Below are 14,679 nucleotides of genomic sequence, written 5' to 3' on the forward strand. Positions count from 1 at the left end.
GATCAGGCCGTGGCGACGCCCTCGGACAGCGAGGCGTCCGGCTCGTCGCCCGCGGGCGCCGGCGGCCCACCGTGGACCACGAAGTCCTGCTGCCGGATCAGCACCAGGCACAGCACACCGACGACGAACGCCGTGCCGGCGCCGATCAGCACGATGTGGTTGAGCGCCTCGACGAAGGCGGAGGTCGCGGCGTTCGCGAGCACCGGGCGTACGGCCGCGGGCGCCTGCTGGATGACGGCGTCCACCTGGCCGCCGGTGACGGCGCCGGCGATCTGGTCGGAGCGCCCCGCGGCCGGCGTGCCCGCGAGCTTGTCCTGGAGGCCGGCGGCGACCTGGTGGCTGAAGATCGACCCGAGGGCCGCGATGCCGGTGGCGATGCCGACCTGGCGGAAGGTCGAGTTCACCCCGGAGGCCATGCCCGCCCGGGCCGGGGCGACCACGCCGACGGCGGTCGAGACCAGCGGCGGGTTGATCATGCCGACGCCGATGCCGGAGACGACCAGGCCGGGGATCAGGTGCGTCCAGCCCGAGCCGGTGTCGATGCCGGTCACCAGCAGCAGGCCGACGCCGAGCACCAGGAAGCCCGGCCCGATCAGCCACTTGGTGGGCAGGTGGTCCATGAAGCGACCGGTGACGGCCGAGGCGACGAAGGTGGCCGCCGAGAGGAAGAGCAGGCGGACGCCGGTCTCGACCGCGGAGTAGCCGAGGACGTTCTGCAGGTAGATCACGATGTAGGTCAGCAGCGAGAAGATCGACGCCGAGACGCCGAAGGCGGCGAGCAGGCCGGCGGTGAACGTGGGCTTCCGCAGCAGCGCCAGGTCGAACATCGGGTCCTGCTGACGCAGCTGGGTGACCACGAAGATCGCCAGCAGCGCCGCCGAGACGACCAGGCTGGTCACCACGGTGCCGTCGTCCCAGCCGTCCTTGCCGGCCTCGATCAGGCCGAAGACGAGCAGGCCGAGGGCCGAGCTGAAGGTGACGAAGCCGATCCAGTCGGGGCGGCCGGCGTACGGGTTGCGAGACTCCTGGACCCGCGTCATCGAGATGAACATGGCGACCAGGCAGATCGGCAGGTTGACGAAGAAGATCCAGCGCCACGACAGGCCGCTGGTCAGGATGCCGCCGAGCACCGGGCCGATCGCCACGGCCACGCCGGTGGTCGCGCCGAAGGCACCGAAGGCGACCCCGCGGTCCTTGCCGGTGTACGTCGTGCCGAGGATCGCCAGCGACGTCGCGAACATCGCCGCGCCGCCGATGCCCTGGGCGGCCCGGGCGATCGCGAGGAACTCGATGCTCGGCGCGAGCCCGCAGAGCAGCGAGCCGATGGTGAAGAGCGCGGTGCCGATCACGAAGACCTTGCGGCGGCCGTAGATGTCGGCGAGCGAGCCGGCGGTCAGCAGGAGCGCGGCGAGGCTGAGCGCGTAGGCGTCGATCACCCACTGCAGGCCTGACAGCGAGGCGCCGAACTGCCCCTGGATGTCGGGCAGCGCGACGTTCACGATCGTGACGTCGAGCAGGAGCATGAAGACCCCGGTGCACACCGCGACCAGCGTCCACCACCTGCCCCGGTCGGTCCCGTGCTCCGCCTGCACTGTCGAGTCAGCCATTTTCATCAACCACCAAATCATCATCTGCTTAACGATTACCTGCAGTACGATACGCTGGATCGGAAATTCGTCAAGTGGCTAACGATCAGGGGCTTGATCGCATGGTGATTCCCGAGGTGACCGAGAGCCGGGTGCTGCTGCCCTCGCTCGCGCAGAACGACGGTCATCTCTTCTGGCGCGCCGCGGCGCGGGTGCACGCCGCTCTCGCCGAGACGCTCCCGCCGGGCGTCGACGTGCACGAGTACGCCGCCCTGCTGTCCCTCGCCGGCGGCGTGACCCGGACCCAGCAGTCGATCGCGTCGGCGATCAGCACCAGCCGCACCACGGTCGTGAAGGTCGCCGCCGACCTCGCCGCCCAGGGGCTGGTCACCCGGGTCCGCAACCCCGACGACCGCCGCTCGTACGCCTTGACCCGCACGGCCGAGGGCGCGGCCGCCGCCCGGCGCTGGCGCCGGCACGTCGAGGACCTCGACGAGGCCCTGACCTCGGTCTTCACGATCGACGAGCACGAGGAGCTCCGCCAGCTGCTGGTCCGGATCTCGGAGGGGGAGCTCGCGCAGGACACGCCCCCGCCCCTGCTCGAGAGCGTGGGCTTCCTGATCACCCGCGTGCACTTCCGGATGCACCGGGAGTTCTCCGCGGTGCTCGCCCCGCTCGGGATCGAGCCCCGGCACAAGGGCTGCCTGGCGGCGCTGCACGAGTCCGGGCCGATCTCGCAGGCCGAGCTGGCCCGGATCCTCGGGGTGAGTGCCGCGAGCGTCGTGCAGATGGTCGACGACATGGAGCGGCGCGGGCTGGTCGAGCGGCGCCGGCCGGACACGGACCGGCGTACGCAGCTCCTCCACCTGCTGCCCGCCGCCGAGACGGTGGCCGCCGAGGCCGGGGTGCTGAGCGACGGGCTGACCTCGGCGCTGCTCGCCGTGCTGACCCCCGCGGAGCGCACGCGGCTGACCGGCTACCTGGTGCGGTTCGTCACCGCTCCGTAGGTCAGGGCCGCGACACCAGGAACGACAGCACGGCCGCCATGAGGGCGGCCGAGACGGCGGCGCCGTTCGTCGTCGGCGCGACCAGCAGCGGCACCGTCCCGAGCAGGAGCACGTCGAAGCCGCGCAGCACGCTGAAGTAGAGCGAGGTCGGCACCGCACCCATCGGCGAGGTGATCAGGGGAAGCCGGTAGTCCGGCGGCCGGCTGGTCATCCAGCGCACGGCGGACGTCGCGACCACCAGGCCGCACGCCAGCGCCGTCGCCACGCTGTCGGCCCAGGCACCACCGACCGCGTCGTGGACCGCGGGCGTCGCGGCCGCCCCCCACAGGACGAGGACCCCGCCGGGCACACCGAGACAGGCCCAGCGCACGGCGGAGGCCGGGAGCGGGAAGCAGCGCAGGAGGCTCGCCGTGCGCGAGAGGACGCGGAGAGAGGTGAGCAGACCGACCCCGGCCACGAACCCCGTCAGGGTCACGACCAGCAGCATCGCGTGGCCGAGCCCGAGCGTGGCCGCGAGGTAGGGCAGGACCAGCGACCCGGCGAGCGCGACCAGCACCTGCGGGGACCGGCGCAGCCGGACCACCTCGCGCCAGACGAGCGCGCTCGTCCCGGTGCCGCGACCGCGGACCACGCGCACCGAGCTGCGCGCGCGCCAGTGCCGGGAGACCAGGATGTCGTAGAGGAGCGTGAGGTCGAGGCTGGCCAGCGCGCCGGAGAGCCCCGGGAGCAGCGCACCACCGGAGACGAGGCGGTCGCGCCCGATCAGCCGCAGGTCGCGGTAGGCGGCGACGAGGGCGAGCACGGCCAGCGACCCGACCACCACCAGGGCGAGCACGAGGCGCGGGGCCGTCGGGGCCCGGAGGGTCGAGGGGACGGCGTCGACCGCGACCAGGACCAGCCCGACCCACAGGGCGCCGCCGAGCAGCCAGGACAGCACGCGTACGGCGGGGTGGCGGCGCGCCTGGGCGACGGTGGCGACCCCGACCAGCAGCACGCCCCCGGCCGCGAAGACGCCGGTGAACCACCCCACGACCGGCGCGGGGTAGCCGCTCAGCGTGGCGCCGACAGCAGCGACGGTCGCGGCGGCCACGGCGCCGGCCACGGCGGAGAGGGCCAGGCGTCCGCGCACCAGGGTGGTCCGGTCGAGCGGGGTCGTCAGCAGCCAGGTGCCGACCGCCGGGGAGACCAGCATCGGCCCGAGCAGCCGGGCGACCGCGAGGACGAGGGCGGCCGCGCCCAGCCCGAAGAGCCAGCCGAGGGCGTCCCGGGCGTCGAGGCACGACAGCGCGGTGCAGGAGCCCGTGGCCCCGACGCGCAGGTTGACGATCACGCTGACGGCCATCGCCCCCAGCACGATCGCGGAGAAGATGACGACGTACGCGTCGGTGAACGCCTCCACGAGGCTGGTGTCGACGCGACCGCGGCGCCAGTGCCGGATCTGTCCGCGGAGCTCGCGCACGTCCCTGCCGGCGGTGCTCACTCGGGTCGGTCCAGGTCGTGCACCCGGTCGGCGACCGCGGCGACCAGGTCCGGGTCGTGGCTGGCGAGCAGGATCCCCAGGCCGGCCGCCTTCTCCCGGAGCAGCCGCTCGGTGAGCCAGACCAGCCCGGCCTGGTCGAGCCGCGCCTCGGGCTCGTCGAGCACCAGGAGCCGCCGCGGCCGGACGAACGCGCTGGCCAGGGCAAGGCGGCGCCGCTGCCCCGATGACAGGGTGCCGGGCAGCTGGGCGGCCTGCGGCGTCAGCCGGACCTCCTCGAGCACCTCGTCGACGACGCGGTCCGCGTCCTCCACGCCGTGGGCCCGGGCGAAGAGGTCGAGGTGCTCGATGACGCTCAGGTCCGGGAAGAAGTCCATGTCGTCGAGGACGATCGCCAGGTCGCGGCGGACGCTCACCGAGCGCTCGTCCACCGGTTCCCCGTCCAGCTCCACCGACCCGGACGTCGGGGCGTCCACCCCCGTCACGCAGCGCAGCAGCGTCGACTTGCCCGCGCCGTTGCGCCCCCGCAGGGCCAGCGCCTTGCCCGCCGTGACGGTGAGGTCGACCCCGGAGAGGACCTCGACGTCACCGAACCTCTTCGTGAGCGCGCGGACCCGCAGCAGTGGCGGCGTCCGGCTGGGCCTGCCCGACCTGCTCACGGACGCGCGTGCTCGATCGCCTCGAGCTCCTCGGGCGAGAGCTGCTGCTCGCAGGTCCAGCCCGTGATGCTCTTGGCGTAGGTGCGCGCGTCGCTGCGCCCGTGGATCGAGGTGAGCACGACGCCGCTCCCGCTGGTGTCGAGCAGCGCCACCGACCACGAGAGGTGACCACCCATGTCGCCGAACGCGTCGTACCGCACCACCGCGAGGTGGCGCAGCGCGTCCACCGCCTCGCTCTGCAGGGCCGCCACCTCCTGGCGCAGGCCCTGGACGTCCTCGGGGAGCGCGTCGACGCCGGTGCCTCGCCGCGGTCGACTCCCCCGGCGCAGCGTCACCAGCGCGACGACCAGGGCGAGGACGGCGACGATCAGGGCGAGGAGGTCCACGCGTCCGAGAGTAGGTCGGCGCGGGTGGACACCTGGCCGGACCCGCCGAGCCGGTCGGTCCGGACCGCGCGGACGCCGCTCCCCGGGCGGCCCGCCTCGACACCCGGCCTGCGTGGGACCATGACCGGCGTGACCCGACGCATCGCCTACCAGGGCGAACCCGGCGCCAACTCCCACCTGGTGTGCAAGCAGCACTACCCCGACTGGGAGGCGCTGGCGTGCGCGTCGTTCGAGGACGTCTTCGCCGCCGTCGAGGCCGGCGACGCCGACCTGGCGATGATCCCGATCGACAACTCGATCGCGGGCCGGGTGGCCGACATCCACCACTTCCTGCCCGACTCCGGGCTGCACATCATCGCCGAGCACTTCCTGCGGATCCGCTTCAGCCTGATGGCCATCCCAGGCGCGCGGATCGACGACATCCGCACCGTGCACAGCCACGTCCACGCGCTCGGCCAGTGCCGCAAGGTGATCCGCCAGCACGGGCTGACGCCGGTCATCTCGGGCGACACCGCCGGGGCCGCCCGAGAGATCGCCGAGCTCCGCGACCCGACCCAGGCCGCGATCTCCCCGCCGCTCGCGGCCGAGATCTACGGGCTGGAGATCCTGGCCGACGACGTCGAGGACGAGGACCACAACACGACCCGCTTCGTGGTGCTGTCGCGCGATCTCGTCGAGGCCCCGGCCGGCAACGGTCCGGTGGTCACCAGCTTCATCTTCAACGTGCGCAACCTGCCGGCCGCGCTCTACAAGGCCCTCGGCGGCTTCGCGACCAACGGCGTCAACATGACCAAGCTGGAGAGCTACATGGTGGGCGGCGAGTTCACCGCGACCCAGTTCCTCGCCGAGGTGGACGGGCATCCCCAGGACACCGGACTCCGCAACGCGCTCGAGGAGCTCGCCTTCTTCACCACCGAGGTGAAGATCCTCGGGGTGTACCCCGCCGATCCGTTCCGCGCGCGGGTCTCGCAGTAGGTTCGCCTACGTGGACCAGCACGACCCCCGCACCGCAGACCTCGGTTTCGCCCGCGTCGACGTCGATCGCGCTGCGCGCACCGGCGACCCCGAGGTCGTCTACGGCGCCGGCAAGACCCCCGACCAGGTGGTGGCGATCCTGCGCGCGCTCCACGACAAGCACCCCGAGCGCGCCGTGCTCGCGACCCGGCTGACCCCGGAGGCGCTGGACCTGGTGGCCGCCGCCCTGCCGGACGCCACGATCGACCTGGTGGCGCGCGCGGTCACGCTCGGTCCCCTGCCCGAGCCGCACGGCACCGTCGCGGTCGTCGCCGCCGGCACCTCGGACGCGCCCGTCGCGGCCGAGGCCGCGCTGACGATCCGCGTCCACGGCGCGGCGGTCGACCGGGTCGACGACGTCGGTGTCGCCGGCCTGCACCGCGTGCTCGGCGTGCGCGAGCGGCTCGCCGCCGCCGACTGCCTCGTCGTGATCGCCGGCATGGAGGGCGCGCTGCCCTCGGTCGTCGGCGGCCTCACCGGGGTGCCGCTCGTCGCGGTGCCCACCAGCGTGGGGTACGGCGCCTCCCTCGGCGGCGTGGCCGCCCTGCTCGGGATGCTCAACTCCTGCGCGCCCGGCGTCACGGTCGTCAACATCGACAACGGGTACGGCGCCGGGGTGCACGCCGCCCGGGTCGCCCGGCAGAGCGCGCCCCGATGACGCACCTCTGGGTCGACGCGTCCTCGGGCGCGAGCGGCGACATGCTGCTCGGCGCCCTGGTCGGGGCCGGCGTGCCGCTCGAGGTGGTGCAGTCGGCCGTCGACGAGGTGTCGCCCGAGCCGGTCGCGCTCCGCGTCGAGGAGGTACGCCGCGCCGGGCTGGCCGCCACCCGCGTGCACGTCGACGTCGCCGACTCCCAGCACCACCGCACGTGGCGCGACGTCCGGGGGCTGCTCGCCGGCCACGACCTCGCGCGGTCGGTCTTCGAGCGGCTCGCGGTCGCCGAGGCCGCGGTGCACGGCACCACCCCGGAGGAGGTGCACTTCCACGAGGTCGGCGCCCTCGACGCGATCGCGGACATCGTCGGGGCCTGCGCCGGCTTCGCCCACCTGGGTGCGACGTCGGTGACGGTGTCGCCGGTCGCGGTCGGATCCGGCACCATCGAGAGCGCGCACGGCACCCTGCCGGTGCCGCCCCCGGCCGTGGCCGAGCTGCTCCGTGGCGTCCCCACCTTCGCCGGCCCCGGCCGCACCGAGCTCTGCACGCCGACCGGTGCCGCCCTGCTGACCACGCTCGCCACGGCCTGGGGACCGCAGCCGGCGATGTCCGTGGACGCCATCGGGGTCGGTGCCGGCGGGCGTGACCCCGAGGGGCACGCCAACGTGGTGCGCCTCTTCGTGGGCCTCGCGGCCCGTGCCTCGACCGGCGGGGGCCCGCTGCTGCTGGAGTGCAACATCGACGACCTGGACCCGCGCGTCTGGCCGGCGGTGATCGCGGCGCTGCTCGAGGCGGGTGCCTCGGACGCCTGGCTGACCCCGATCCTGATGAAGAAGGGCCGCCCGGCCCACACCCTCAGCGCGCTGGTCGACAGCGGGTCGGCGGACGCCGTACGCGCCGCGATCTTCCGCCAGACCACGACCATCGGGCTGCGCGAGCAGCCGCTGACCAAGCACGCGCTCGACCGCGAGATCGTCGTCGTCGAGATCGGCGGACAGCGGGTGGACGTCAAGCTCGCCCGCCACGAGGGCGTCGTGGTCAACGCACAGCCCGAGTACGACCACGTGGTCCGGGCCGCGGCCACGCTCGGCTGCCCGGTCAACGACGTGCTCACGGAGGCCTCGGCACTCAGCCGGGCCTATCTCGGAGAGGCCCCCTGATGGACCCGGTCGTCATCGGCCTCACGTTCCTCGCGATCTTCGTCGTCGAGCTGCCCGACAAGACCTTCCTCGCGACGCTGGTGCTCGCGACGAAGTACCGCCCGATCCTGGTCTGGATCGGCGTCGGCCTCGCCTTCCTCGTGCAGACCCTGGTCGCGGTGCTGCTCGGCCACGCGGTGTCGTTCCTGCCCGAGGAGGTCGTGCAGGCCGCCGCCGGGGTGATGTTCCTCGTCGGCGCGGTGATCCTCATCCGGGAGGGTCGCGGCCACCAGGAGGCGGCCGCCAGCGACGAGGAGATCGAGACCAGGCCGGTGCACGGCTGGCGCGCGGTGCTGGCCAGCTTCCTCGTGCTCTTCGCGGCCGAGTGGGGCGACCTGTCGCAGCTGCTCACGATCTCGCTCGTGGCGAAGTACGAGGAGCCCGTCGCGGTCTTCATCGGCGCGCTCAGTGCGCTGCTGATCGTCAGCGGGCTGGCCGTCGTCGCCGGGCGCCAGCTCCAGCGCTTCGTCAAGCTGCACGTGCTGCACTACGTCGGGGCCGGGGTCTGTCTGGTGCTGGCCGCGATCACGGCGTACGAGCTGCTGACCTAAGGTCGGGCCCATGCCCACACATGGCGCCGACAGCGAGGTCGGCCGGCTCCAGACCGTCCTGCTCCACCGTCCCGGCAACGAGCTCAAGCGGCTGACGCCGCGCAACAACGACCGCCTGCTCTTCGACGGGATCCCGTGGGTGGCCCGCGCGCAGGAGGAGCACGACGCCTTCGCCGAGGCGCTGCGCAGCCGGGGCGCCGAGGTGCTCTACCTGACCGACCTGCTGACCGAGACGCTGGCCGACCCGGCAGCGCGGCTGCACGCGATCACCACCGCGCTGGCTGCGCTGCACCTCGGCGACACCCTGCGCGACTACCTCGCGCGGTTCCTCGGCGAGGCCTCCCCCGAGGAGCTCACCGACTACCTGACCGCCGGCATCCGCAACGACGAGGTGCGCGGCGGCTTCGGCCTCGTGACGTCGCTGCTGGCCAACGACGACTTCCTGATCGACCCCCTGCCCAACCTGCTCTTCACCCGCGACTCGTCGGTGTGGGTGCGCGACCGGGTCGCGGTCACCTCACTGGCGATGCCGGCCCGCTCCCGCGAGACCCAGCTGACCGAGCTCATCTACACCGAGCACCCGCGCTTCCGCGGCACGCGCAAGCTCCACGGCTGGCACCACGAGCACGTGGAGGGTGGCGACGTGCTGCTGCTCGCCCCCGGCGTCATCGCGGTCGGCGTCGGCGAGCGGACCACGCCGGCGGGCGTCGAGCGGTTCGCCCGCCAGGTCTTCCACGCCGACCTGGCGCACACCGTGCTCGCCGTGCCGATCGCGCAGGAGCGCGCGACCATGCACCTCGACACCGTCTGCACGATGGTCGACGTCGACAAGATCGTGATGTACCCCAACGTCGCCGACTCGCTCACGGCGTACGCCGTCACGCCCGCCGGCAGCGCCCAGGACGAGCACGACCTGGCGCTGACGGTGGCCGACGCCGAGCCGTTCCTGGTCGCCGCCGCGAAGGCGATGGAGATCGACACGCTGCACCAGATCGACACCGGGCTCGACCCGGTCACGGCCGAGCGGGAGCAGTGGGACGACGGCAACAACACCCTGGCGATTGCGCCCCGCGTCGCGGTCGCGTACGAGCGCAACCACGAGACCAACGCCCGCCTCGAGGAGGCCGGCATCGAGGTGGTCCGGATCGCCGGCTCCGAGCTCGGCTCGGGCCGCGGAGGGCCGCGCTGCATGAGCTGTCCGGTGTCCCGGACGCCGGTCCCCGTCGGCTGAGGGGTCGCGAAGACCCGGCCGCTGTCGACGGGGGAGGCGACAACGACCGGGCGTGGTGACACTACGACGCCGAAGCGCGGTCCTACAAACTTCAACCCGCCATTTCGACGTGACGAACGTCTAGCGCAGCGTGACCTGACGGTTGGCGAGGCCCGAGCGCGCGGACCGCTCCTCCGTGGTCAGGTCGGAGTCGTCGACGAGCGCCGCGGCCAGGTCCTTCGCGAACCGTGCCGCGGGATCCTCGAGCGCCTCCGGGCCGGTGCCGACCGGCAGGTCCCAGACCGGCGCCAGCAGCCCGTGGGCGCGGAACATCCCCACGAAGCGCGAGCCCTCGACCAGCACGTCCTGGCCGGCGGCGTGCAGCCGCGCGAGGGCGTCGAGCAGGTCGTCCTCCGGCTCGGGCATGACCCAGCGCAGGTGCTCCTTGGTGCCGACGTTGGTCCAGTACGCCGCCTCGACGCTGGTCAGCCGCGCGGTCGGGTTGGACGCGGCGTTGGCCTGCTCGAGCGCGGCCTCGGCGGCGGGACGGTCCGCCTCGGGCACGTCGGCCACCCAGAAGCCGAAGCCGTCGTGGACGGTGACCGTGAGCGGGTCGCTGCCGACCAGGTCCTGCAGGCGCGGGCCGGCGCCGGGGTCGTCGGTCAGCCCGACGACGCCGGGCTCGGCGACCAGCGCGGCCTCGAGCACCGCACCCAGGTCGCGGGCGGGGTCGCCGAAGTTGTGCTGCACCTGGAGGCCGAGCCAGATCTCGCCGTTGTCGCGCACCATCGCCGGGGACGCCATCGGCAGCAGCGTGCAGAGCCGCACGACGCGGTCAGGGTCGGCCTGGAGGACCAACGGGGCGGTGGCGGCCGGCACGAGCTCGCGCAGGGCCACCACGTCGCACTCCGACGGGAGCCCCTCGAACGGGCGGCCGACGTACACCGCGGCGGCGCCGCCGGGCGCACCGTGGCAGGCCTTGTAGCGCTTGCCCGATCCGCACGGACAGGGCTGGCGTGGGCCGACCTCGCCCTCGGTCGGGGCGGGACGGGACTTGGTGCGGGACTTCTTGGCCATGGCGGCGAGGCTATCCGGCGCTGCGCCCGGCGGCACTCTCGCGGTCGTCGAGGAGGTCGAGCAGGTACGCCGGCCGGTCGGTGATGACGGCCTTGACGCCGAGCTCGAGGCAGAGGTCGAGCTGGCTCTCGGTGTTGACCGTCCATACGTGCAGGTCGTGGCCGGCGCGGAGGATCCGGGGGCCGAGCCGGGGGTGCTCGGTGAGCTCCTTGATGCCCGGCCCGACCAGCCAGTCACGGCCGATGGTGCGCCGCAGCATCGGCCAGGTGCGGGCGTGCTCCAGCAGCATCACCACCGGGACGTGCGGCGCCAGCCGCTCGACGCGCTGCAGCGCCGTGAAGGAGAAGCTCATCACCCGGGCCGGTCCGCCCGGGCGGTCCCAGCCGAGGTGGCGGAGCTGGTCGACGAGGCGGCGCTCGACGAGCCCGCCGTACCGCGTCGGGTGCTTGGTCTCGATCGCCACCTCGACCCGACGGTCGTAGTCGGCGACCACCTCGAGGAGCGTGCGCAGGGTGAGCACCTTGTCGAGCTGGTCGTCCGGGTCGGGCGCCTCGTCGTCGAGGTCGGCCCAGGGGTGCTTCCAGGAGTGGAAGTCCAGCTGGTCGAGCTCGGCGAGCTCGGTGTTGGAGACCACGGTGCGGGTGCTCGTCGTACGCCGGAGGTCGCGGTCGTGCACGCAGACCAGGTGCCCGTCGGCGGTGAGCCGGACGTCGCACTCGAGACCCTCGGCCCCGGCGTCGAGCGCGGCGACGTACGCCCGGAGCGTGTGCTCGGCGTTGTCGTGGCTGGCGCCGCGATGCGCGACGACCTGGGGTCTCACGAGGACCATGGTGCCGCCTCAGGACTCCTGGACGACGGAACCGTCCGCGACACGCCAGCGCCGGTCCAGGCTGACGTTGTCCAGGAGCCGGCGGTCGTGGGAGACGAGCACCAGGGCCCCGTCGTACGACGCGAGCGCCTCCTCGAGCTGCTCGATCGCGGGCAGGTCGAGGTGGTTGGTCGGCTCGTCGAGCACGAGCAGGTTGACCCCACGGCCTTGGAGCAGCGCGAGCGCGGCCCGGGTGCGCTCCCCCGGCGAGAGCCGGCCGACCTCGCTGGCGACCTGGTCGGCCTTGAGACCGAACTTCGCGAGCAGCGTCCGGACGTCGGCCGGCGACAGCTCCGGGAGCTGGGCCTCGACCGCGTCCCCGAGCGGCCGGTCCTCGGCGAGGCCGGTGCGGGCCTGGTCGATCTCCCCGATCTCGACCGAGGCGCCGAGGCTGGCGCTGCCGGTGTCGGGCGCGATCCGCCCGAGCAGGAGGCTGATCAAGGTCGTCTTGCCGGCGCCGTTGGGTCCGGTGATGCCGATCCGGTCGCGCGCGTTGACCTGGAGCGAGGCCGGGCCGAACCGGAAGTCGCCGCGTCGCAGGACCGCCTCGTTGAGGGTCGCGACCACGGCGCTCGAGCGGGGTGCCGCGCCGATGCTGAACTGCAGCACCCACTCCTTGCGGGGCTCCTCGACCTCCTCCATCCGGGCGATCCGCGACTCCATCTGCCGCACCTTCTGGGCCTGCTTCTCCGACGACTCGCTCGAGGCCTTGCGACGCATCTTGTCGTTGTCGGGGTTCTTCTTCATCGCGTTGCGCACGCCCTGCGAGCTCCACTCGCGCTGGGTCCGCGCCCGCGAGACCAGGTCGGCCTTCTTGTCCGCGAACTCGTCGTACGCCTCGCGCGCGTGCCGCCGCGCCACCGCCCGCTCCTCGAGGAACGACTCGTAGCCGCCGTCGTACACGCTCACCTGGTGCTGGGCCAGGTCGAGCTCGACGATCCGCGTGACGCAGCGGGCGAGGAACTCGCGGTCGTGGGAGACCAGCACGACGCCGGCGCGCAGCCCGCGGACGAAGGTCTCCAGGCGCTCGAGGCCGGCGAGATCGAGGTCGTTGGTGGGCTCGTCGAGCAGGACGACGTCGAAGCGGCTCAGCAGCAGCGCCGCCAGCGCGGCGCGGGCGGCCTGGCCGCCGGAGAGGCTCGTCATCAGGGCGTCCGGGCCCACGTCGAGGCCGAGGTCGGCGAGCATCGGCGCGATCCGGTCCTCGAGGTCGGCCGCACCGCTGGCCATCCACCGGTCGAAGGCGGCGGCGTACTCGTCGTCGGCGCCGGCCGCGCCCGTGCCCAGGGCCTCCGCGGCCGCCTCCATCGCGGCGGTCGCCCCGGTCGCGCCGGTGCGGCGCCCGACGTACGCCGCCACGCTCTCGCCGGGGACCCGCTCGTGCTCCTGGGGCAGCCACCCGACGAACGCGTCGGAGGGCGCCGTCGACACGGTGCCGCCGTGCGCCTCGAGGTCGCCGGCCAGGATCCGCAGCAGCGTGGTCTTGCCCGCGCCGTTGGAGCCCACGACACCGACGACGTCACCGGGCGCGACGGTGAGGTCGAGGCCCTCGAAGAGGGTGCGGTGCCCGTGCCCGCCGGCGAGGTCCTTGGCGACGAGGGTGGCGCTCACGGGCTCATTGTGGCGGGTCGGGCCTGCGTCGGTTTCACCGGTGCACCGGTGAAACCGTCACTTCTCGGGTGATGCAACGGCCCAGAAGTGACGGAACTGCCCGAGAAGTACGCCGGCCGGGGCGCTCACCGGCTGCGCAGGAACTTGCCGAAGTGCGGGACCGTGAAGGCCACGCTGCCGCGCTCGCCGGAGTAGACCAGGCCCTTCTTGATCAGCCCGTCGCGCGCGGGCGACAGCGACTGGGGCTTGCGGCTCAGGTGGGCGGCCACGTCGGCGGTGGCGATCGGGCCGTCCACGCTCCCGTCGCCGCGGTCGACGCCGAGGTCGGCCATCGCGCTCATGTAGTCGCGCTCGGCCGGGGTGGCCCGGTCGTAGCGGGCGCCGAAGAACCCGACCGCGAGCTCCGCCTCGGCCTCCGGCGCAGCGGCGCGTACGTCGGCGGCGCGGATCGGCGTCCCGACGGCGGCGTCCCAGGTGACCTTGCCGTAGGCCTGCACGAAGTAGGGGTAGCCGTCGGTGAGCCGGTAGAGCTCGTCGAGCGCCTCGTCGTCGAAGTCGACGTCCTCCTCGGCGGCCGGGAGCCGCCAGGCCCGGTCGGCCATCTCCCGCGGGAGCCGGTCGACGGAGGCGTAGCGGAAGAGCCGCTCGGCGTACGACTTGGACGCGGCGAGCGCGACCGGCAGGTGCGGGAGTCCGGCACCCACGACGATCAGGGGCGCGCTCTGCTGGCTGATCTCGTGGCAGGCGCCGCAGAGCGCGGCGAGCTCGGCGGTCGAGATGTCCTGCATCTCGTCGATGAAGAGCGCGATGCCGACACCGAGGTCGCCGGCGAGCGTGGCGACGTCGGTGAAGAGCTCGACCAGGTCCAGCTCGAGGTCGCCGGAGTCGGCCCGACCGCGCGCCGCGACGACGTCGGTGGGCGGCGTCCAGCGGAAGCCCCTGCGGTGGTCGACGTCGGTACGCAGCGCGAAGCTCTTGAGCACCCCGGCGACCGCGTCGACCCGGTCGGGGTCGCGGTGGCGGTGGGCGACCTCGCGCACGGCGGCGTGCACCGCCTGCGCCACCGGGATCCGGATGCTCTGGTCGGGACGGGCCTCGATCTTGCCGGTGCCCCACGCGCGGCGCACGGCCTGCCCGCGCAGCGCGTTGAGCAGCACCGTCTTGCCCACGCCGCGCAGGCCGCTGAGCACCATGCTGCGCTCGGGGCGGCCGGCCGCCACCCGCTCGAGCGTGACCTCGAACTGCTGCAGCTCGCGGTCGCGACCCGCGAGCTCGGGCGGTCGCTGGCCCGCCCCGGGGGCGTACGGGTTGCGGATCGGGTCCATGCCAGGAAGGTATCGGGCCGTCTAGCGGATCTCCTAGACTCCCGACGGCGCGGC

At 73.5% G+C, this 14,679-nt stretch carries 14 protein-coding genes; 6 read left to right on the top strand and 8 right to left on the bottom strand.

Annotated elements, in window-relative coordinates; genetic code table 11:
* Positions 1–2: 2 nt before the first annotated feature.
* Positions 3–1,607 (bottom strand): MFS transporter, encoded by a 1,605-nt coding sequence (locus N542_RS0109030; RefSeq protein ID WP_051551550.1) that lies wholly within the window; start codon positions 1,605–1,607, stop codon positions 3–5.
* Positions 1,608–1,708: 101 nt separating this feature from the next.
* Here N542_RS0109030 and N542_RS26570 point away from each other — a divergent pair, with 101 nt between their 5' ends.
* Positions 1,709–2,593, top strand: coding sequence for a MarR family winged helix-turn-helix transcriptional regulator (locus N542_RS26570; protein WP_051551551.1), 885 nt, complete (start codon positions 1,709–1,711; stop codon positions 2,591–2,593).
* A 1-nt stretch (position 2,594) separates the two neighbouring features.
* Here the strand turns inward: N542_RS26570 and N542_RS0109040 are convergent, their stop codons facing one another.
* Genes N542_RS0109040 through N542_RS0109050 form a run of 3 tightly spaced genes read right to left on the bottom strand, consistent with a single transcriptional unit; the run spans position 2,595 to position 5,115 of the window.
* On the bottom strand, positions 2,595–4,073 hold the full coding sequence (locus N542_RS0109040; RefSeq protein ID WP_028643647.1) for a DUF6297 family protein: 1,479 nt from the start codon (positions 4,071–4,073) through the stop codon (positions 2,595–2,597).
* Complete coding sequence (locus N542_RS0109045) at positions 4,070–4,729, bottom strand: ABC transporter ATP-binding protein (protein WP_028643648.1); 660 nt, start codon at positions 4,727–4,729, stop codon at positions 4,070–4,072. The genes N542_RS0109040 and N542_RS0109045 overlap by 4 nt, the downstream gene beginning before the upstream one ends.
* Complete coding sequence (locus N542_RS0109050) at positions 4,726–5,115, bottom strand: DUF4446 family protein (protein ID WP_028643649.1); 390 nt, start codon at positions 5,113–5,115, stop codon at positions 4,726–4,728. Before N542_RS0109050 ends, N542_RS0109045 begins: the two co-directional genes overlap by 4 nt.
* A 129-nt stretch (positions 5,116–5,244) precedes the next feature.
* On the opposite strand from N542_RS0109050, the gene N542_RS0109055 reads away from it, so the two are divergent.
* From N542_RS0109055 to N542_RS0109075, 5 genes are read left to right on the top strand one after another with little or no spacing between them, the layout of a single operon-like run.
* Positions 5,245–6,090, top strand: a complete 846-nt coding sequence (locus tag N542_RS0109055; protein ID WP_442937438.1) for a prephenate dehydratase — start codon at positions 5,245–5,247, stop codon at positions 6,088–6,090.
* Between the two features lie 10 nt (positions 6,091–6,100).
* On the top strand, positions 6,101–6,787 hold the full coding sequence (gene larB, locus N542_RS0109060) for a nickel pincer cofactor biosynthesis protein LarB (protein WP_028643651.1): 687 nt from the start codon (positions 6,101–6,103) through the stop codon (positions 6,785–6,787).
* Entirely contained in the window at positions 6,784–7,944 is a 1,161-nt protein-coding gene (larC, locus tag N542_RS0109065; RefSeq protein WP_028643652.1) for a nickel pincer cofactor biosynthesis protein LarC, read from the top strand. The genes larB and larC overlap by 4 nt, the downstream gene beginning before the upstream one ends.
* Positions 7,944–8,534 carry a TMEM165/GDT1 family protein gene (locus tag N542_RS0109070; protein ID WP_028643653.1) on the top strand — a complete coding sequence of 197 codons (591 nt, stop codon included), beginning with the start codon at positions 7,944–7,946 and terminating at the stop codon, positions 8,532–8,534. Before larC ends, N542_RS0109070 begins: the two co-directional genes overlap by 1 nt.
* Before the next feature lie 10 nt (positions 8,535–8,544).
* Complete coding sequence (locus N542_RS0109075; RefSeq protein ID WP_028643654.1) at positions 8,545–9,765, top strand: arginine deiminase; 1,221 nt, start codon at positions 8,545–8,547, stop codon at positions 9,763–9,765.
* 120 nt (positions 9,766–9,885) lie between these two features.
* Here the strand turns inward: N542_RS0109075 and N542_RS0109080 are convergent, their stop codons facing one another.
* The 4 genes from N542_RS0109080 to N542_RS0109095 all read right to left on the bottom strand — a co-directional run bounded on the left by N542_RS0109080 (position 9,886) and on the right by N542_RS0109095 (position 14,625).
* Positions 9,886–10,821, bottom strand: coding sequence for a DUF5926 family protein (locus N542_RS0109080; RefSeq protein WP_028643655.1), 936 nt, complete (start codon positions 10,819–10,821; stop codon positions 9,886–9,888).
* A 10-nt stretch (positions 10,822–10,831) separates the two neighbouring features.
* Complete coding sequence (locus N542_RS0109085; RefSeq protein ID WP_051551552.1) at positions 10,832–11,650, bottom strand: glycerophosphodiester phosphodiesterase family protein; 819 nt, start codon at positions 11,648–11,650, stop codon at positions 10,832–10,834.
* Positions 11,651–11,659: 9 nt separating this feature from the next.
* Complete coding sequence (gene abc-f, locus N542_RS0109090; RefSeq protein WP_028643657.1) at positions 11,660–13,300, bottom strand: ribosomal protection-like ABC-F family protein; 1,641 nt, start codon at positions 13,298–13,300, stop codon at positions 11,660–11,662.
* Positions 13,301–13,425: 125 nt separating this feature from the next.
* Positions 13,426–14,625: an ATP-binding protein gene (locus tag N542_RS0109095; RefSeq protein ID WP_028643658.1), complete on the bottom strand. Its 1,200-nt coding sequence runs from the start codon at positions 14,623–14,625 to the stop codon at positions 13,426–13,428.
* Positions 14,626–14,679: the final 54 nt, after the last annotated feature.

The organism is Nocardioides sp. URHA0020 (genome assembly GCF_000620705.1).
Lineage (GTDB): Bacteria > Actinomycetota > Actinomycetes > Propionibacteriales > Nocardioidaceae > Nocardioides.

What these genes read in the sequence shown, in the direction of transcription:
- N542_RS0109030 (WP_051551550.1), bottom strand. Translation starts at nt 1,607, where the DNA reads ATGGCTGACTCGACAGTGCAGGCGGAGCACGGGACCGACCGGGGCAGG.
- N542_RS26570 (WP_051551551.1), top strand. Translation starts at nt 1,709, where the DNA reads ATGGTGATTCCCGAGGTGACCGAGAGCCGGGTGCTGCTGCCCTCGCTC.
- larC (WP_028643652.1), top strand. Translation starts at nt 6,784, where the DNA reads ATGACGCACCTCTGGGTCGACGCGTCCTCGGGCGCGAGCGGCGACATG.
- N542_RS0109070 (WP_028643653.1), top strand. Translation starts at nt 7,944, where the DNA reads ATGGACCCGGTCGTCATCGGCCTCACGTTCCTCGCGATCTTCGTCGTC.
- N542_RS0109075 (WP_028643654.1), top strand. Translation starts at nt 8,545, where the DNA reads ATGCCCACACATGGCGCCGACAGCGAGGTCGGCCGGCTCCAGACCGTC.
- N542_RS0109080 (WP_028643655.1), bottom strand. Translation starts at nt 10,821, where the DNA reads ATGGCCAAGAAGTCCCGCACCAAGTCCCGTCCCGCCCCGACCGAGGGC.
- N542_RS0109085 (WP_051551552.1), bottom strand. Translation starts at nt 11,650, where the DNA reads ATGGTCCTCGTGAGACCCCAGGTCGTCGCGCATCGCGGCGCCAGCCAC.
- N542_RS0109095 (WP_028643658.1), bottom strand. Translation starts at nt 14,625, where the DNA reads ATGGACCCGATCCGCAACCCGTACGCCCCCGGGGCGGGCCAGCGACCG.